The 17,863-nt window shown below is 55.8% G+C and carries 16 protein-coding genes and 1 other RNA gene; 11 read left to right on the forward strand and 6 right to left on the reverse strand.

What is annotated here, in order from left to right; genetic code table 11:
* Positions 1–7 precede the first annotated feature (7 nt).
* Positions 8–1,648 (forward strand): thiamine pyrophosphate-binding protein, encoded by a 1,641-nt coding sequence (locus IM295_RS03485; RefSeq protein ID WP_193066228.1) that lies wholly within the window; start codon positions 8–10, stop codon positions 1,646–1,648.
* A 76-nt stretch (positions 1,649–1,724) separates the two neighbouring features.
* On the opposite strand, the gene IM295_RS03490 is transcribed toward IM295_RS03485, so the two are convergent.
* The gene (locus tag IM295_RS03490; RefSeq protein WP_193066229.1) at positions 1,725–2,993 is read right to left on the reverse strand and encodes an OprD family outer membrane porin; all 1,269 of its coding nucleotides are present in this window, start codon (positions 2,991–2,993) and stop codon (positions 1,725–1,727) included.
* A 210-nt stretch (positions 2,994–3,203) separates the two neighbouring features.
* Complete coding sequence (locus IM295_RS03495) at positions 3,204–3,962, reverse strand: M48 family metallopeptidase (RefSeq protein WP_028014340.1); 759 nt, start codon at positions 3,960–3,962, stop codon at positions 3,204–3,206.
* Positions 3,963–4,233: 271 nt separating this feature from the next.
* Here IM295_RS03495 and tkt point away from each other — a divergent pair, with 271 nt between their 5' ends.
* The 7 genes from tkt (at position 4,234) to IM295_RS03530 (ending at position 12,600) form a co-directional block, all read left to right on the forward strand.
* Positions 4,234–6,225, forward strand: coding sequence for a transketolase (gene tkt / locus IM295_RS03500; RefSeq protein WP_041908344.1), 1,992 nt, complete (start codon positions 4,234–4,236; stop codon positions 6,223–6,225).
* 325 nt (positions 6,226–6,550) lie between these two features.
* Entirely contained in the window at positions 6,551–7,570 is a 1,020-nt protein-coding gene (gene epd, locus IM295_RS03505) for an erythrose-4-phosphate dehydrogenase (protein ID WP_047367434.1), read from the forward strand.
* A 49-nt stretch (positions 7,571–7,619) separates the two neighbouring features.
* A complete protein-coding gene (gene pgk / locus IM295_RS03510) occupies positions 7,620–8,783 on the forward strand; it encodes a phosphoglycerate kinase (RefSeq protein WP_028014337.1) in 1,164 nt (387 codons plus the stop codon).
* A gap of 92 nt (positions 8,784–8,875) precedes the next feature.
* On the forward strand, positions 8,876–9,955 hold the full coding sequence (gene fbaA, locus IM295_RS03515; RefSeq protein ID WP_008499731.1) for a class II fructose-bisphosphate aldolase: 1,080 nt from the start codon (positions 8,876–8,878) through the stop codon (positions 9,953–9,955).
* Positions 9,956–10,141: 186 nt separating this feature from the next.
* Positions 10,142–10,996, forward strand: a complete 855-nt coding sequence (mscS, locus tag IM295_RS03520; protein WP_003860082.1) for a small-conductance mechanosensitive channel MscS — start codon at positions 10,142–10,144, stop codon at positions 10,994–10,996.
* Positions 10,997–11,140: 144 nt separating this feature from the next.
* Positions 11,141–11,776 carry an arginine exporter ArgO gene (argO, locus tag IM295_RS03525; protein WP_047367435.1) on the forward strand — a complete coding sequence of 212 codons (636 nt, stop codon included), beginning with the start codon at positions 11,141–11,143 and terminating at the stop codon, positions 11,774–11,776.
* A 92-nt stretch (positions 11,777–11,868) separates the two neighbouring features.
* Positions 11,869–12,600 (forward strand): oxidative stress defense protein, encoded by a 732-nt coding sequence (locus IM295_RS03530; RefSeq protein ID WP_014885152.1) that lies wholly within the window; start codon positions 11,869–11,871, stop codon positions 12,598–12,600.
* A 43-nt stretch (positions 12,601–12,643) separates the two neighbouring features.
* Here the strand turns inward: IM295_RS03530 and argP are convergent, their stop codons facing one another.
* Positions 12,644–13,537 (reverse strand): DNA-binding transcriptional regulator ArgP, encoded by an 894-nt coding sequence (gene argP / locus IM295_RS03535; protein ID WP_003860089.1) that lies wholly within the window; start codon positions 13,535–13,537, stop codon positions 12,644–12,646.
* Positions 13,538–13,664: 127 nt separating this feature from the next.
* Between argP and rpiA the strand changes: the two genes are divergently transcribed.
* Both rpiA and serA read left to right on the forward strand, forming a co-directional pair.
* On the forward strand, positions 13,665–14,324 hold the full coding sequence (gene rpiA, locus IM295_RS03540; RefSeq protein WP_003860091.1) for a ribose-5-phosphate isomerase RpiA: 660 nt from the start codon (positions 13,665–13,667) through the stop codon (positions 14,322–14,324).
* A gap of 266 nt (positions 14,325–14,590) precedes the next feature.
* A complete protein-coding gene (gene serA / locus IM295_RS03545) occupies positions 14,591–15,823 on the forward strand; it encodes a phosphoglycerate dehydrogenase (RefSeq protein WP_041908347.1) in 1,233 nt (410 codons plus the stop codon).
* A gap of 96 nt (positions 15,824–15,919) precedes the next feature.
* Here the strand turns inward: serA and IM295_RS03550 are convergent, their stop codons facing one another.
* The 3 genes from IM295_RS03550 to zapA form a co-directional block, all read right to left on the reverse strand.
* On the reverse strand, positions 15,920–16,516 hold the full coding sequence (locus tag IM295_RS03550; protein ID WP_048960956.1) for a 5-formyltetrahydrofolate cyclo-ligase: 597 nt from the start codon (positions 16,514–16,516) through the stop codon (positions 15,920–15,922).
* Between the two features lie 24 nt (positions 16,517–16,540).
* Positions 16,541–16,724, reverse strand: a non-coding RNA gene (gene ssrS, locus IM295_RS03555) — 6S RNA.
* Positions 16,725–16,765: 41 nt separating this feature from the next.
* Entirely contained in the window at positions 16,766–17,095 is a 330-nt protein-coding gene (gene zapA / locus IM295_RS03560; protein WP_006811891.1) for a cell division protein ZapA, read from the reverse strand.
* Between the two features lie 167 nt (positions 17,096–17,262).
* Here zapA and IM295_RS03565 point away from each other — a divergent pair, with 167 nt between their 5' ends.
* On the forward strand, positions 17,263–17,841 hold the full coding sequence (locus IM295_RS03565; protein ID WP_028014333.1) for a YecA family protein: 579 nt from the start codon (positions 17,263–17,265) through the stop codon (positions 17,839–17,841).
* The last annotated feature ends 22 nt before the right edge of the window (positions 17,842–17,863 follow it).

Here is a 17,863-nt window from a genome sequence, read left to right on the forward strand (position 1 = left end):
GTGAGCAATGAGCGAAATGATAACCGTCGGCGACGCCATCGCCAGAACGCTGGAGCAGTATCAGGTTGAGGCCATCTACGGCGTCATCTCCATTCACAACCTGCCGATCGCGGACGCGGTAGGGCAGCGGGGCAAAATCCGCTTCGTGCCCGCGCGCGGCGAGGCGGGTTCCGTCACCATGGCCGACGCCCACGGGCGATTTTCCGGCCTCGGCGTGGCGCTGACCAGCACCGGCGCGGGGGCGGGGAACGCGGTAGGCGCGCTGGTGGAGGCGATGAACGCCTGCACGCCGCTGCTGCATTTAACCGGACAGGTTGAGAAGGCCTGGCTGGATGCCGACATCGGGTTTATCCACGAGACCCGCGACCAGCTGACCTTCCTGAAGGCCAGTTCAAAACGGGCGTACCGCATCAGCAATGCCAGCCAGGCGATAGCGATTCTGCATAAAGCCATTCAGGAGGCGCAGACGCCGCCGTGCGGGCCGGTCTCCGTGGAAATCCCGATTGATATTCAGGGGGCTAAAATTCCGCTGTCTCTGGTGACCGCACCGGTGAAACCGGCTTCGGTTGCAGCCGTGGATCCCGCGATGGTGGATGCTTTATGGGCGCAGCTCAGGCAGGCTAAACAGCCGCTGCTGTGGCTGGGCGGCGGGGCGCTGGGAAGCGCTGACGCGGTGAAAAAACTGGCGGATGCGGGCATGACGGTGATCTCCAGCACCCACGCGCGCGGCGTGCTGCCGGACGGCCATCGTGCCAGCCTGCGGGCGTTCCACAACTCGCCGTCGGTTGAGGCGCTGATTGCGCAGTGTGATTTTGCGCTGGTCGCCGGTTCTCGCCTGCGCAGCAACGAAACCCGCTCCTGGACGCTGGAGTTGCCGTCTCCACGCGTGCAGATTGATATCGACCCGGCGGCGGCGAGCCGTAACTATCTGATGGACAACACGCTGATAGCCGACTGTTCAGCGCTGCTTGGCGCGCTGGCTGAAAAAGCGCAGGGCCGCGAGTGGGGCAACGCCCAGTGGGACGCGCAGGTGCAGCTGGTGGTCTCGCAGGCTGAACAGGGTCTGCGCGAGCAGTGCGGCGCCTATGCGAAGCTCAACGACGCCATTGAAAAAGCCCTGCCGCAGGACGGCCTGCTGGTGCGCGATATCACCGTTTCCGGCAGCCTGTGGGGCAGTCGTCTGTTCCGCGCTAACGGCCCGCTGATGAACATTCACTCACTTGCCGGGGCGATTGGCATGGGGCTGCCAATGGCGATTGGTACCGCGATTGCCAACCCGCAGCGCAAGGTGGTGGGGCTGGTGGGCGACGGTGGCCTGAGCCTGAATTTAGGCGAGCTGGCGACGCTGGCGCAGGAGAAAGCTAACGTGACGCTGCTGATCATGAACGACGGCGGCTACGGCGTGATGCGCGGCATTCAGGATAAGTACTTCGGCGGGCGACAGTATTATAACGAACTGCATACGCCGGACTTTACCCTGCTGGCACAGGCAATTGGCCTGCAGGCGTGGAGCGTTGAGCGGGCAGAGGATTTTGAAGCCGTGATGACGGAGGCGCTGGCGATGCCGGGACCGTCGGTAGTGGAAGTGCGGATGGGTCAGATTGGCGCGCTGAAGTTTGCCGGGCCGCCGCAGAAAACGCTTTACTAGCTTTTTCCCCTCTCCCACGGGGAGAGGGAGAAAACAGTAGTCCGGGTAAGGCGAAGCCACCACCCGGCTTGTTTTATCAGAACACGTTAAACGGGTATTCCACGTAGGCGCGGATCTCGTCCCCGCCCACGTTATAGTCGCTGGCGTTGCCGGAGACGCGCAGCACGGAGTAGCGCAGTTTCAGCTTCAGATCTTTCGCCGGGCCGTCCTGCACCTGGTACTGGATCTGGTTAAACCACTCGTGCTCTTTGCCGTTGCTGGTTTCAGACGTCTTAATGTTGTCGCCGCGCACGTAGGCGGTGGTCCAGCTCAGGCCCGGCAGGCCGAGTCCGCCGAAGTCCAGGCCGTAAGAGGCCTGCCATGAGCGTTCGTCTTCACCGTTAAAATCAGACCAGTAGGAGTTCGCCAGCCAGATGGTGTTGCCGCCGTCCCCCACGCCGCCCTTGTCGCGATATCCGCCGTAGTTGTAGCCGGTGCTGCCGCTGCTCTGCTGGTACGCCACTTTGAACGTGTGAATATCCCAGATGTAGCTCGCCGCCAGGCTCCAGATGGTGTTGCTGCGGCCCGTGTCGAGGCTGTCAGCGTAGCCCTGGTCCAGACGCGAGTTATAGCCGTTAAAGTCGAGCACCAGCTGCTGCCCGGTGCTGAACGGCTGTTTGAAATTCAGCCCCAGGTACTGTTTGTCCATCACCTCTTCGTTATGAGAGGCGTATAGCGCGCCGCTGAACTGGTCGTTGAACTGGTAGCTTGCGCCACCGAAAGTCAGGCTTTTCAGGCCGCTGTCGTGGCGGTCGTCGCTTTTACGCTGCTCGTCGGTGAAATAACCGGCGTTCACTTCCAGCCCGTCGATCTCTTTCGAGGTCAGCATGGCACCGGTGTAGCTTTCAAACAGCAGGCGGGAGCTGTCGGCGTTAACGATAGGCAGTTCAGGACGCTGGTTACCGTAGCTCAGCACGGTATTCGAGATCCGCATTTTGGCGGTAGCGCCAAATTTCGCTAAATCGGATTTGGCCCGGCCATCGTCTTCCTGTTTAAAGAAGTCGATACCGCCCGCGCCGCTCTTGCCGCGACCGCCGTCCAGGCGCACGCCGTATTGAGCAATACCGTCCACGCCAAAGCCCACCAGCCCTTCGGTATAGCCGGATTCAAAGGTGGCGATGATGCCCTGACCCCATTCGGCTTTATCCTGCTGGCCCTGATGGTAGTCACGGCTGATATACGCATTGCGTAAAAACAGGTCTAAATGGCTGTCGTCGATAAAACCCTTGCTGTCAGATTGCTGGCTTGCAGCGGCGGGTAATGCGGCGAATAAACTTAAAGCAATTAACGATAATTCTTTTTTCACGGAGGGAACGTCTCTGTCTTAATATATTAAATTGAATTACTGCGCGTTTGATAATTACCGGAAAGATTAACGATTGCAATAAATATGTGACCAGACGTTTCAGCCGGAAAGGGTAGATTTGACGGGGCTTTCAGAGGTGTTACCGATACGTGCGATTTAGTTAGCAATTCATGCGAAATAAAAAGGAGGCAAAATTGCCTCCTTCCAAAATTATTTAATTCCGTCAGCGGCCATTCGGTCGCGAATATGCTGCGCGCGCGCTTCTGAGGCCGGGTGATCGTCAAACATGGAGCTCTGGCGACCCGCTTCCAGTTTTGCCAGCTTTTCGAAGCTGGTGGCTAAACCGGATGGATTAATACCGCGTTTGCGCAACAGATCGTAGGAGTAGTCGTCCGCTTCGGACTCCTGACGCTGCGAGAACTGGGAGTTAACCAGTTTTTCACCTACGTCACCAAGCTGCGACTGGGACAGGCTGCCAACGATGCCGCCCGCAGAGGCCGCCGCCGCGCGAATGGCGTTGGTGCCTAAGGCAACCTGCATCCCTTTCTTCACGTGGCCGAGCGCAACGTGACCCATTTCATGGCCGATAACCGCTTCCACTTCGTTGTCGGTCATCATATCCATCAGCCCGCTGTAGACGCGGATACAGCCGTTAGCCATCGCGAAGGCGTTGACGTCTTTCGCCATGTAAACCTTGTAGTTCACCGGCTGGCCGTTGATGTTATCGCCGAGCGCGGAAGCAATCTTATTCAGACGCTGTGTGTAGGTACTGTCAGCCGGCGCAAGCGTGGCTTTTCCGTCCATATCTTTACAGGCCTGATCGCTCAGCGCTTTAACCTGCGCGTCGCTCAGGGAGTAGGCCTGAAAGGCTTCTGCACCTGAGGTCATCAGACCGTTAGAGTCCATATTCTGACAGCCGCTCAGCACGAGCGTTGTACCCAGGGCCAGCACTATTGCACGCATTTTCATGAGGTTGCTTCCGTACTCGTTAAACTGAATAAAATCCGAAAAGTGCCCCCGCAACGAAGCCGGGGCGGGATAAGTATAAGGAATATCTACAGGCGCGGGCGAGCAGATTGCGCAACATGCGAGCATGATCCAGAGATTTCTTAAGCTGCAAAAGAATGGTCCATGTACATGCCCTGCGGCTTGGGTTACATTGTTGGCACTTTTTTCCGGCGTAGCCCAAAACGCGCTGTCGTCAAGGGCATGGCCTTTAACAGTCCGATCTGGAGTTAAAATGTCCTCACGTAAAGAGCTTGCTAATGCTATTCGTGCGCTGAGCATGGACGCAGTACAGAAAGCCAAATCCGGCCACCCGGGTGCCCCTATGGGTATGGCTGATATCGCCGAAGTCCTGTGGCGTGATTTCCTTAACCACAACCCGCAGAACCCGGCATGGGCTGACCGCGACCGTTTCGTGCTGTCTAACGGCCACGGCTCTATGCTGATCTACAGCCTGCTGCACCTCACCGGCTACGATCTGCCAATCGAAGAGCTGAAAAACTTCCGTCAGCTGCACTCCAAAACTCCAGGTCACCCGGAAGTGGGCTACACCGCTGGCGTAGAAACCACCACCGGCCCGCTGGGTCAGGGCATTGCTAACGCTGTGGGTATGGCGATTGCCGAGAAGACCCTGGCGGCGCAGTTCAACCGTCCTGGCCATGACATCGTTGACCACTTCACCTACGCTTTCCTGGGCGACGGCTGCATGATGGAAGGTATTTCTCACGAAGTGTGCTCCCTGGCTGGTACCCTGAAGCTGGGCAAACTGGTGGCGTTCTACGACGACAACGGTATCTCCATCGACGGTCACGTTGAAGGCTGGTTCACCGACGACACCGCCGCACGTTTCGAAGCCTACGGCTGGCACGTTGTGCGTGGTGTTGATGGCCACGATGCTGACTCGATTAAACGTGCAGTAGAAGAAGCTCGCGCAGTCACCGACAAACCGTCCCTGCTGATGTGCAAAACCATCATCGGCTTCGGTTCTCCGAACAAAGCGGGCACCCATGACTCCCACGGCGCACCGCTGGGCGACGCGGAAATCGCACTGACCCGTGAAGCACTGGGCTGGAAACACCCTGCCTTCGAAATCCCGTCTGAGATCTATGCTCAGTGGGATGCTAAAGAAGTGGGCCAGGCGAAAGAAGCGGCCTGGAACGAGAAATTCGCTGCCTATGCGAAGGCGTTCCCACAGGAAGCGGCTGAATTCACCCGTCGTATGAAAGGCGATATGCCGTCTGACTTCGACGCGAAAGCCAACGAATTCATCGCGAAGCTGCAGGCGAACCCGTCAAAAATCGCCAGCCGTAAAGCATCTCAGAATGCGATTGAAGCGTTCGGTCCGCTGCTTCCAGAATTCCTGGGCGGCTCCGCTGACCTGGCGCCTTCTAACCTGACCCTGTGGTCTGGTTCTAAGCCAATCAACGAAGACACTGCCGGTAACTACATCCATTACGGTGTACGTGAGTTCGGTATGACCGCTATCGCGAACGGTATCGCTCTGCACGGTGGTTTCCTGCCATACACCTCTACTTTCCTGATGTTCGTGGAATATGCACGTAATGCTGTGCGTATGGCTGCGCTGATGAAACAGCGTCAGGTGATGGTCTACACCCATGACTCCATCGGTCTGGGCGAAGATGGTCCAACTCACCAGCCGGTAGAGCAGGTAGCTTCCCTGCGCGTAACCCCGAACATGAGCACATGGCGTCCATGTGACCAGGTTGAATCTGCGGTGGCGTGGAAATACGGCGTTGAGCGTCAGGACGGCCCGACCGCACTGATCCTCTCCCGTCAGAACCTGGCGCAGCAGGAGCGTACCCCTGAGCAGCTGGCAAACATCGCCCGCGGTGGCTACGTGCTGAAAGATTGCGCGGGCCAGCCTGAGCTGATCTTCATCGCGACCGGTTCTGAAGTTGAACTGGCTGTAGCAGCATGGGAAAAACTGACTGCCGAAGGCGTGAAAGCGCGCGTGGTCTCCATGCCGTCTACCGATGCGTTCGACAAGCAGGATGCGGCTTACCGTGAATCCGTACTGCCTAAAGCGGTTTCCGCTCGCGTGGCGGTGGAAGCGGGTATCGCTGACTACTGGTTCAAATACGTGGGCCTGAACGGCGCTATCGTCGGTATGACCACCTTCGGTGAGTCTGCTCCGGCAGAACAGCTGTTCGAAGAGTTCGGCTTCACCGTTGAGAACGTGGTCGCTAAGGCGAAAGAACTGCTGTAATCGCCGTTTTGCCCGGTGGCGCTTACGCTGACCGGGCCTACAAATGGCTCAAAAGTAGGCCGGGTAAGCGCTAGCGCTTACCCGGCTTTTTTTGCGTCATTATTCCAATGAAAATGTGACGCAAGTCATATAGCTCGCTTATTCATCTGGACAGACATTCCTTTTATTCCCCGATTCGCTTATTCTTGCTGAAGCGTTTCAGTCGATTAAATGTTCGACAATTGACCAATCAATCGCAGTTTGTGATAGCAAAGATTCCCCTTCGGGCGTCGCTGGATTACTCTTTCAGCCACCTCAAACTCAGGGATTGCTTTGCAGGAGATCTATGACCGTACGCGTAGCGATTAATGGCTTCGGTCGCATCGGGCGTAATGTGGTTCGTGCTTTGTATGAATCCGGACGTCGGGCGGAAATCACCGTGGTGGCAATCAATGAACTGGCGGATGCTGCTGGCATGGCGCATTTATTGAAGTATGACACCAGCCACGGACGCTTCGCCTGGGATGTGCGCCAGGAAAGAGATCAGCTTTTTGTGGGTGATGACGCTATTCGTGTGCTGCATGAGAACAGCATTTCCGGGCTACCCTGGCGTGAACTGGGTGTGGATGTCGTGCTTGACTGTACCGGTGTGTATGGCAACCGCGAACACGGCGAAGCGCATCTGACAGCAGGCGCGAAAAAAGTCCTGTTTTCTCATCCCGGAAGTAACGACCTCGACGCGACCGTCGTGTTTGGCGTCAACCAGCATGAGCTGCAAGCCGAACACCGCATTGTTTCCAACGCCTCCTGCACCACCAACTGCATTATTCCGGTCATCAAACTGTTAGACGATGCGTATGGCATTGAATCCGGCACCGTAACTACGATTCACTCCGCCATGCACGATCAGCAGGTTATTGACGCCTATCACCCGGATTTACGACGCACTCGCGCGGCGAGCCAGTCAATCATCCCGGTGGACACGAAACTGGCTGCAGGGATCACCCGAATTTTCCCGCAGTTTAATGACCGTTTCGAAGCGATTGCCGTGCGTGTTCCGACGATAAACGTCACCGCAATCGATCTTAGCGTGACGGTGAAAAAACCGGTAAAAGCCTGTGAAGTCAACCTGTTGCTGCAAAAAGCGGCACAGGGAGCATTTCATGGTATAGTTGACTATACGGAATTACCGTTGGTCTCAGTAGATTTTAACCACGACCCGCACAGCGCCATCGTGGATGGCACGCAGACGCGAGTCAGTGGTGCGCACCTTATCAAGACGCTGGTCTGGTGTGATAACGAATGGGGCTTTGCTAACCGAATGCTCGACACCACGTTAGCCATGGCCGCAAAAGGTTTCAGGTAGAGCGCACCTTGCGCTTGCAAAACTTTAAGAATCAACGAGAGGATTCACCATGTCTGTAATTAAGATGACCGATCTGGATCTGGCAGGTAAACGCGTTTTCATCCGTGCCGATCTGAACGTACCGGTTAAAGATGGCAAAGTGACCAGCGACGCGCGTATCCGTGCATCTCTGCCAACCATTGAACTGGCTCTGAAGCAGGGCGCTAAAGTGATGGTCACCTCCCACCTGGGCCGTCCAACTGAAGGCGAGTACAACGAAGAGTTCTCTCTGCTGCCGGTTGTTAATTACCTGAAAGACAAACTGTCCAACCCGGTTCGCCTGGTGAAAGATTACCTGGACGGCGTAGACGTTGCCGAAGGTGAGCTGGTTGTTCTGGAAAACGTTCGCTTCAACAAAGGCGAAAAGAAAGACGACGAAACCCTGTCCAAAAAATACGCTGCACTGTGCGACGTATTCGTGATGGATGCATTCGGTACTGCGCACCGTGCGCAGGCATCTACCCACGGTATCGGTAAATTCGCAGACGTCGCGTGTGCGGGTCCTCTGCTGGCTGACGAACTGGAAGCACTGGGTAAAGCACTGAAAGAACCTGCTCGCCCAATGGTTGCTATCGTTGGTGGTTCTAAAGTGTCTACCAAACTGACCGTTCTGGATTCCCTGTCTAAAATCGCTGACCAGCTGATCGTTGGCGGTGGTATCGCGAACACCTTCGTTGCCGCTCAGGGCCACAATGTCGGTAAATCCCTGTACGAAGCAGACCTGGTTGACGAAGCCAAACGCCTGCTGGGTACCTGTGATATCCCGGTTCCAACTGACGTTCGCGTGGCGACCGAGTTCTCCGAAACCGCAACCGCGACCCTGAAATCTGTAAACGACATCAAAGACGAAGAGCAGATTCTGGACCTGGGCGACGTTTCTGCACAGAAACTGGCTGAAATCCTGAAAAACGCAAAAACTATCCTGTGGAACGGTCCTGTTGGCGTGTTCGAATTCCCGAACTTCCGCAAAGGGACTGAAATCGTGGCTAACGCAATCGCAGACAGCGAAGCGTTCTCTATCGCAGGCGGTGGTGACACCCTGGCAGCAATCGACCTGTTCGGTATCGCTGACAAGATCTCCTACATCTCCACTGGTGGCGGCGCATTCCTCGAATTCGTGGAAGGCAAAGTACTGCCAGCAGTAGCAATGCTCGAAGAGCGCGCTAAGAAGTAAGCCATTCAAGGGCAGGGAAACCTGCCCAATTTTCAGCGCGCTTTTAAGAGCTCGCACCTTTTCTAACGGCCGAAGATACAGGACTAAGCAACATGTCTAAAATTTTTGATTTCGTAAAACCTGGCGTTATCACTGGTGATGACGTACAGAAAGTGTTCCAGGTAGCTAAAGAAAACAACTTCGCTCTGCCAGCAGTTAACTGCGTAGGTACCGACTCCATCAACGCCGTACTGGAAACCGCTGCAAAAGTTAAAGCACCGGTTATCGTTCAGTTCTCTAACGGCGGCGCTGCGTTCATCGCAGGTAAAGGCGTGAAAACTGACATTCCTCAGGGTGCTGCTATCCTGGGTGCTATCTCTGGTGCGCACCACGTTCACCAGATGGCTGAACACTACGGTGTTCCAGTTATCCTGCACACTGACCACTGCGCGAAGAAACTGCTGCCGTGGATCGACGGTCTGCTGGACGCGGGTGAAAAACACTTCGCGGCAACCGGTAAGCCACTGTTCTCTTCTCACATGATCGACCTGTCTGAAGAGTCACTGCACGAAAACATCGAGATCTGCTCTAAGTACCTGGCGCGCATGGCCAAAATGGACATGACCCTGGAAATCGAACTGGGTTGCACCGGTGGTGAAGAAGACGGCGTGGACAACAGCCACATGGACGCTTCTGCCCTGTACACCCAGCCAGAAGACGTTGATTACGCTTACACCGAGCTGAGCAAAATCAGCCCGCGCTTCACCATTGCAGCGTCCTTCGGTAACGTGCACGGCGTTTATAAGCCAGGTAACGTGGTTCTGACCCCGACCATCCTGCGCGATTCTCAGGAATACGTTTCCAAGAAACACAACCTGCCGCACAACAGCCTGAACTTCGTCTTCCACGGCGGTTCCGGTTCTTCTGCTCAGGAAATCAAAGACTCCGTAAGCTACGGCGTAGTGAAAATGAACATCGATACCGACACCCAGTGGGCAACCTGGGACGGTATCCTGCAGTACTACAAAGCGAACGAAGCTTACCTGCAGGGCCAGCTGGGCAACCCGAAAGGCGAAGACCAGCCGAACAAGAAATACTACGATCCACGCGTATGGCTGCGCGCTGCTCAGACGTCCATGGTGACCCGTCTGGAGCAGGCTTTCAAAGAACTGAACGCAATCGACGTTCTGTAATTTGAGCTGCTAACAGCATCAGAAGGCCCGCAAATGCGGGCCTTTTTTTATGCTTTTTCAATATCCTGCAATACCTGTTTTTGTGATCTGTTTGGCAAAGCCGGTGCTTTTTGTTTACCCTTTACTGACCTGCCTGTCTCCATGGGGGATGGATTTTGTGTTTTGGTTTAACAAAAGGAAGAATAAATGGAACAACTCGATGTTGTAGACAGCATCAATAACGCCGGCAACTGGCTGGTGCGCAACCAGGCCCTGCTGCTGAGCTATGCCGTGAACATTGTCGCGGCGATTGCCATCATCATCGTCGGGATGATCGTGGCGCGTATCGTGTCGAACGCCGTCAACCGTGTGATGGTCGCGCGACACATTGACGCCACGGTGGCTGACTTCCTCTCCGCACTGGTGCGCTACGGCATTATCGCCTTCACGCTGATTGCCGCGCTGGGCCGTGTTGGGGTGCAAACCGCCTCCGTGATTGCCGTTCTCGGTGCCGCCGGTCTGGCCATTGGTCTGGCACTGCAGGGCTCGCTTTCAAACCTGGCGGCGGGCGTACTGCTTGTGACTTTCCGTCCGTTCCGCTCCGGTGAATATGTTGACCTTGGCGGCATCGCCGGTACCGTGTTGCAGGTACAGATTTTCTCTACCACCCTGCGTACCGTCGATGGTCGTATTGTGGTGGTACCGAACGGGAAAATCATTGCGGGCAATATCATTAACTTCTCCCGCGAGCCGGTGCGTCGTAACGAGCTCATCATCAGCGTGGCGTATGATTCCGATATCGATCAGGTGAAGTCGCTGATCGCAAATATCATCGCCTCTGACGACCGCATTCTGAAGGACCGCGAGCAGACGGTTCGCCTGAATGAACTGGGTGCTTCCTCTATTAACTTCGTGGTGCGTATCTGGAGCAAAAGCAGCGATCTGCAAAACGTTTACTGGGATGTGCTGGAGCGCATCAAGCGCGATTTCGACGCCAACGGCATCAGCTTCCCTTACCCGCAGATGGACGTAAACGTCAAAAAAGTCAAAGAAGCAGAATAACGTCACCCGTAGCCCGGTAAGCGCTTGCGCCACCGGGCTTTACTTTCATAAGCTCCGCTAATACCCAATTAATATTATCCATTTCCTCTAATGTGATTCGCGCAGTATAGTCAGCCTCCAGAACAACACTGCGAGAAAATCGTCATGCTATCTTATTATTTTCAAGGGCTTGCCTTAGGTGCGGCCATGATTTTACCCCTCGGCCCGCAAAACGCCTTCGTGATGAATCAGGGCATTCGTCGCCAGTATCATCTGATGATTGCCCTGCTGTGCGCGGTGAGCGATCTGCTGCTGATTTGCGCCGGCATTTTTGGCGGCAGCGCGCTGCTGATGCAGTCCCCCTGGCTGCTAGCGCTGGTGACCTGGGGCGGCGTGGCGTTTCTGCTGTGGTACGGATTCGGTGCGTTGAAAACGGCGATGAGCAGCAACATTGAGCTGGCAAGCGCCGAAGTGATGAAGCAGGGCCGCTGGAAGATTATCGTCACCATGCTGGCGGTCACCTGGCTAAATCCGCACGTCTACCTCGACACCTTCGTAGTGCTGGGCAGCCTGGGCGGACAGCTGGACGTTGAGCCGAAACGCTGGTTTGCGCTCGGCACGGTTAGCGCCTCTTTCCTCTGGTTCTTCGGTCTCGCCATTCTGGCGGCATGGCTGGCGCCTCGTCTGCGGACTGCCAAAGCCCAGCGCATTATTAATACCCTGGTGGGGCTGGTGATGTGGTTTATTGCTTTTCAGCTGGCAAAAGAGGGCATTCACCACGTCCAGGAATTGTTCAACTAATCCTTGTCTTATGGACAACTGAGCAAGACCCGCTAAGCTTGCTGGCATGAGCCCTGTTGTTGGGGCACTCTTCGCAACATGGAGGAATGACAGTGAAGTTTAAAGTGATGGCCCTCGCGGCATTAGTAAGTTTAGGTGCGGTGTCGGCGCAGGCAAGTGAACTGCCGGATGGCCCGCACATCGTCACGTCAGGCACCGCAAGCGTGGACGCGGTACCGGATGTTGCAACCCTGGCAATTGAAGTGAATGTGGCTGCAAAAGATGCCGCTTCCGCCAAAAAACAGGCAGACGATCGTGTTGCGCAATATCTCTCTTTCCTGGAACAGAACGGTGTTGCTAAAAAAGACATCAGCTCTGCGAACCTGCGTACCCAGCCCGATTACGACTACCAGAACGGCAAAAGTATCCTGAAAGGCTATCGCGCCGTGCGCACTGTGGAAGTGACCGTGCGTCAGCTGGACAAGCTGAACTCTCTGCTGGACGGTGCGCTGAAGGCCGGCCTGAACGAAATCCGTTCCGTGTCGCTGGGCGTTGCGCAACCGGAGAAATACAAAGACGAAGCGCGTAAAGCGGCAATTGATGATGCCATTCATCAGGCGGAACAGCTGGCGTCTGGCTTCAAGAGCAAGCTTGGCCCGGTATACAGCGTGCGTTACCACGTCTCTAACTACCAGCCAAGCCCGATGGTTCGGATGATGAAGGCGGACGCCGCGCCGGTTTCTGCTCAGGAAACCTACGAGCAGCCAACGATTCAGTTCGACGATCAGGTTGATGTGGTGTTCCAGCTGGAACCCGTTGCAGCACAGCCGAAACCTGCACAATAATCAATAGGCCGGGTAAGGCGTAGCCGCCACCCGGCTTTTCATTTTAATCCTGTCTCAACACCTTATGTCCAAACGCCAGCAGCGCATCAGTCACGTTGCGCATCATGCGGCTTTCTGGCGCAAAACGGTGCCAGTACAGCATCCGGCGCTGATACAGCCCCGGCGTCAGGTCAATCAGCTCGCCGCTTTTCAACTCTTTCTCAATCTGCAAATGCGGGATCATGCAGCAGGTGGTTCCCTGACGCGCGAGCTGTACGAAGGCTTCGGACGAGTTAACGATATGACACGGCACGCTGCCCGGTGGCAGGTCGAAGTTTTGCTGCAAAAACGCCTGGTGCATATCGTCCAGATGGTCGAACGCCACGGCAGGCGCCTTCAGCAGCGCGGCGCGGGTGACGCCATTCGGGAAGTAGCGCTCCGCAAAGGCTTTTGAACCGACAAACAGGTAGTCGAGCGCGCCCAGCTGATCGACAAGACAGCTTGGCAGGGCCTGAGGCTGGATACTGACCGCACCAACTACTTCGCCGCGACGCAGGCGCTCCTGGGTGCGGGTTTCATCTTCGACCTGAAGATTCAGGCGGATAGGGGAGTCGGCCAGCACCGGCGCAAGGGCCGGCAGCAGCCAGGTCGCCAGACTGTCGGCGTTGACCGCCAGCGAGAGCAGCAGCGGCGTGGAACCCGTTTGTTCGTCACCCAGCCACTCGTCTTCCAGCAGTTCAACCTGGCGCAGCAGGGCGAGAAGCTTTTGCCCTTGCTCCGTTGGGCGCGGCGGTACGGTACGCACCAGCAGCGGCTGCCCGAACATGTTTTCAAGCTGTTTGATACGCTGTGATACGGCGGACTGGGTGATGCACAGCTTTTGCGCTGCGCGCTCAAAGCCGCGTTCACGAATAACTGCATCAAGTGCCTGTAGTGTTCTGTAGTCCGGACGTTTCATTGCTCTGGCTGGCTCCTAAATTTTGCTTAATCTGCACTATGACACAATTTTCCCTTCCTGGCAGACGAAATCCATTCGACGTGTTCTATAATGCGCCCTGAGTTTTCACACCACAGGCAAAACGATCATGACGCAGGATGAACTGAAAAAAGCAGTAGGATGGGCCGCTCTCCAGTACGTACAGCCAGGGACCATTGTCGGTGTTGGTACGGGGTCAACGGCGGCGCACTTTATCGATGCACTGGGCACGATGAAGGGGCAGATCGAGGGCGCGGTTTCCAGCTCCGATGCGTCCACGGAAAAGCTGAAAAGCCTCGGCATTACCGTTTTCGATCTCAACGAAGTGGATCGTCTGGGCATTTACGTTGATGGCGCGGATGAAATCAACGGCCATATGCAGATGATCAAAGGCGGCGGCGCGGCGCTGACCCGTGAAAAGATCATCGCCTCCGTGGCGGACAAGTTCATCTGCATCGCGGATGCCTCCAAGCAGGTCGACATTCTGGGTAATTTCCCGCTGCCGGTTGAAGTGATCCCGATGGCGCGCAGTGCGGTTGCCCGTCAGCTGGTGAAGCTGGGCGGCCGTCCGGAATACCGTCAGGGCGTGGTCACCGACAACGGTAACGTCATCCTCGATGTTCACGGTCTGGAGATTCTCGACGCGATTGCGCTGGAAAACGCCATCAACGGCATTCCAGGCGTCGTCACCGTAGGGTTATTTGCCAACCGCGGCGCGGATGTGGCGCTGATCGGTACGGCTGACGGTGTGAAAACCATCGTAAAATGATCTGACGGGGGGAGTGCTCCCCCCGCTAAAAAATTTTTGAAAAGCTAAATTTGGTGACTTGTGTCACGCTTTTCCGCCTCTTTTGCCGATCCTGCCACGTTTGTAAATTTCCTCAGCATTTTACTCTGTCATTTTGCCCTGTATGACTTTTCTTCAGAGTGCCGACGCAAACGTTCATATTGCTGCAATAGTTTTTTTTGATATGTTGGCTACAGCGGATTTCAATCCAGCACAACATCAGTTCAGATAAAAACAGGGTCGGGGAAATGGCAAAGGTATCACTGGAGAAAGACAAGATTAAATTCCTGCTGGTCGAGGGCGTGCATCAGAAAGCGCTTGATAGCCTTCGTGCGGCGGGTTACACCAACATCGAATTTCACAAAGGCGCGCTGGACACGGAAGAGCTGAAAGCCGCCATCCGTGATGCCCACTTCATTGGCCTGCGATCCCGTACCCACCTGACTGAAGACGTGATTGCCGCGGCAGAAAAGCTGGTTGCTATTGGCTGTTTCTGCATCGGCACCAACCAGGTCGACCTGAACGCTGCCGCAAAACGCGGTATCCCGGTCTTTAACGCCCCGTTCTCTAACACCCGTTCCGTGGCGGAGCTGGTAATTGGCGAGCTGCTGCTGCTGCTGCGCGGTATCCCGGAAGCTAACGCCAAAGCGCACCGTGGCGTGTGGAACAAACTGGCCGCGGGCTCATACGAAGCTCGTGGGAAAAAGCTGGGTATCATCGGCTACGGCCACATCGGTACCCAACTGGGGATCCTGGCGGAATCGCTGGGGATGCACGTCTACTTCTACGATATCGAAAGCAAGCTGCCGCTGGGTAACGCGACGCAGGTACAGCATCTGTCTGACCTGCTGAACATGAGCGACGTGGTCAGCCTGCACGTGCCGGAAAACGCCTCCACCAAAAACATGATGGGCGCGGAAGAGCTGGCGCTGATGAAGCCGGGATCTCTGCTGATCAACGCCGCGCGTGGTACGGTGGTCGATATCCCTGCGCTGTGCGATGCGCTGAAGCGTAAGCATCTGGCGGGGGCGGCCATCGACGTGTTCCCTACGGAACCTGCCACCAACAGCGATCCGTTTAACTCTCCGCTGTGCGAATTCGACAACGTGATCCTGACGCCGCACATCGGCGGTTCTACTCAGGAAGCGCAGGAGAATATTGGTCTGGAAGTGGCGGGTAAGCTGAGCAAATATTCCGACAACGGTTCAACGCTTTCTGCGGTGAACTTCCCGGAAGTGTCTCTGCCGCTGCACGGCGGTCGTCGTCTGCTGCACATCCATGAAAACCGTCCTGGCGTGCTGACCGCAATTAACCAGATTTTTGCCGAGCAGAGCGTCAACATTGCCGCCCAGTATCTGCAGACCAACTCGCAGATGGGCTATGTGGTCATTGATATCGAAGCGGATGAAGACGTGGCTGAAAAAGCGTTGCAGAGCATGAAGGCCATTCCGGGAACGATTCGCGCGCGTCTGTTGTACTGATGGTGCGATCTGTGGTGTCGGGTGGCGGCTACGCCTTACCCGACCTACGTTGAGCTTTTGTAGGCCGGGTAAGCGTAAGCGCCACCCGGCTTTATGCTACCAAAGCCACGTTTTACCTGGCGTTACCACCGCAGGCAGCGGAATATCCCATTTCTCCACCGGCAAGGCTTCTACAGCCTGGCAATCATGCGCATAGCCCACCGGCTGCAACCCATACTGCCGCCAGTTTTGCAGCGTTCGGTCGTAAAAACCGCCGCCCATACCTAAGCGCTGTCCCTGCTCATCAAACGCCACCAGCGGCGTAATCAGAACGTCCAGCTGTGACAGCGGGAGTACGTCGCGCACGTCGAGTTTCGGTTCGGTGATTTTCAGACGATTCACCACCAGTTCGCTGTGCGGATGGTAATGCAGAAACAGCAGATTGCCCCGGCTGAACGGATGCAGTACCGGCAGGTAAACTTTTTTCCCGGCGCGCCAGAGCTGGTCGATAAGCGGCTGGGTGTCCAGTTCGCCGTCAAACGAGAGAAACAGCGCGACGGTGTTTGCCATCACCACGGGCGGATAGGCCATCATGCGGGCAGCGGCCTGCTGCGCAAAGTGTGCTTGTTGTTCGGACGTAAGGGCGCGACGACGCTGGCGAATGAGCTGACGGATGTCCTGGCGTGAAGCAGAAACTTCAGGGAATTGAGTCATGGTAGTCGGTAGAAGAAGAGAGAGGGAATCTCCGAGATGCCGCCGCAGGCTGTAACCCTTGAACCCTTGGTTCAAGGTGAATGTGTCGTCATAGTTTTAAGGCTTCTCGGACGAACCGAGCATGCTCACCAACCATGGAGCGCCACATTCTTGTGGTATGAAATATCGGCTCAGGGGACTGGCCCGCTTGCAAACATCTCAGAGAAATTTTGTCTTCACAGTTACTCTACCATAGTCAACTGCGAAGTGTTATTCAAACTTTGGTCCCGGTCTTTCGGGATTGCGACCTTGATCAAGCAACGCCTGTTCAATGGTCTGCTGGAGCATTTTAATGCGCTGCTCCATGCTAGCCGCGTAATCGCGGGTCTTCGCTTTTTCCTGAGTCAGTTCATAGCTGATGTTCAACGCGGCGATGAAAACCAGCTGCTCAGTATTTGTGACTCTAGTGCGTTCTTTTAGATCTTGCAACCGCTGATTCAAATCGTCCGCAGCCTGATTCAAAGCATCCCTTTGTTCAGGCGGACAATTCACTCGCAGTGAACGGCCAAAAATCTGGAGATCGACGGGTTGTGCAGACATGCCACCTTCCTGCTGATTGACTGCGCTGCCTTCGCTTACTGCCCCGGGGGCTGCGAAGGGGCGACACTATAGCTACCCTGATGTGAAGATACAAGCCCTTTTCTGGTATCACCAGGGTCCAAAGTGGTAGCATATCATGAATATCCTCCCTTTGATGACGAATGCGTATGTCTATACAGAACGAAATGCCTGGTTACAAGGATTTAAACCAGTTACTGAACCAGCAGGGAGTCGGTCTTACCCCTGCCGAAATGCACGGTCTGATCAGCGGCATACTGTGCGGCGGAAACAGCGACAGCTCATGGCAGCCGCTGATCCACGACCTCACCAACGAAGGGCTGGCGTTTGGCCACGAACTGGCGGAAGCGCTGCGAAAAATGCACGCGGCAACCAGCGATTCGCTGGAAGACGATGGCTTCCTTTTTCAGCTTTATCTGCCTGAAGGCGACGATGTCAGCGTCTTCGATCGCGCCGATGCGCTCGCGGGGTGGGTAAACCACTATCTGCTTGGCCTGGGCGTCACCCAGCCTAAGCTTGATAAAGTCACCGGCGAAGCGGGTGAAGCGATTGACGATCTGCGCAACATCGCCCAGCTTGGCTACGATGAAGAGGAAGATCAGGAAGAGCTGGAAATGTCTCTCGAAGAGATCATCGAGTACGTGCGCGTGGCGGCGCTGCTGTGCCACGACAACTTTACGCGCTCGCAGCCGACCGCGCCGGAAGTTCGCAAGCCAACCTTACATTAAGAAAAATAACGCACAGGAGGGT

Source organism: Enterobacter cloacae complex sp. P14RS, assembly GCF_014895895.1.
Taxonomy (GTDB): Bacteria; Pseudomonadota; Gammaproteobacteria; order Enterobacterales; family Enterobacteriaceae; genus Enterobacter; species Enterobacter bugandensis.

Excerpts from the sequence above, each read along its gene's own strand:
- IM295_RS03485 (WP_193066228.1), top strand. The coding sequence starts at position 8 with ATGAGCGAAATGATAACCGTCGGCGACGCCATCGCCAGAACGCTGGAG.
- IM295_RS03495 (WP_028014340.1), bottom strand. The coding sequence starts at position 3,962 with ATGAAAATGCGTGCAATAGTGCTGGCCCTGGGTACAACGCTCGTGCTG.
- tkt (WP_041908344.1), top strand. The coding sequence starts at position 4,234 with ATGTCCTCACGTAAAGAGCTTGCTAATGCTATTCGTGCGCTGAGCATG.
- epd (WP_047367434.1), top strand. The coding sequence starts at position 6,551 with ATGACCGTACGCGTAGCGATTAATGGCTTCGGTCGCATCGGGCGTAAT.
- pgk (WP_028014337.1), top strand. The coding sequence starts at position 7,620 with ATGTCTGTAATTAAGATGACCGATCTGGATCTGGCAGGTAAACGCGTT.
- fbaA (WP_008499731.1), top strand. The coding sequence starts at position 8,876 with ATGTCTAAAATTTTTGATTTCGTAAAACCTGGCGTTATCACTGGTGAT.
- mscS (WP_003860082.1), top strand. The coding sequence starts at position 10,142 with ATGGAACAACTCGATGTTGTAGACAGCATCAATAACGCCGGCAACTGG.
- argO (WP_047367435.1), top strand. The coding sequence starts at position 11,141 with ATGCTATCTTATTATTTTCAAGGGCTTGCCTTAGGTGCGGCCATGATT.
- argP (WP_003860089.1), bottom strand. The coding sequence starts at position 13,537 with ATGAAACGTCCGGACTACAGAACACTACAGGCACTTGATGCAGTTATT.
- rpiA (WP_003860091.1), top strand. The coding sequence starts at position 13,665 with ATGACGCAGGATGAACTGAAAAAAGCAGTAGGATGGGCCGCTCTCCAG.
- serA (WP_041908347.1), top strand. The coding sequence starts at position 14,591 with ATGGCAAAGGTATCACTGGAGAAAGACAAGATTAAATTCCTGCTGGTC.
- IM295_RS03550 (WP_048960956.1), bottom strand. The coding sequence starts at position 16,516 with ATGACTCAATTCCCTGAAGTTTCTGCTTCACGCCAGGACATCCGTCAG.
- zapA (WP_006811891.1), bottom strand. The coding sequence starts at position 17,095 with ATGTCTGCACAACCCGTCGATCTCCAGATTTTTGGCCGTTCACTGCGA.
- IM295_RS03565 (WP_028014333.1), top strand. The coding sequence starts at position 17,263 with ATGTCTATACAGAACGAAATGCCTGGTTACAAGGATTTAAACCAGTTA.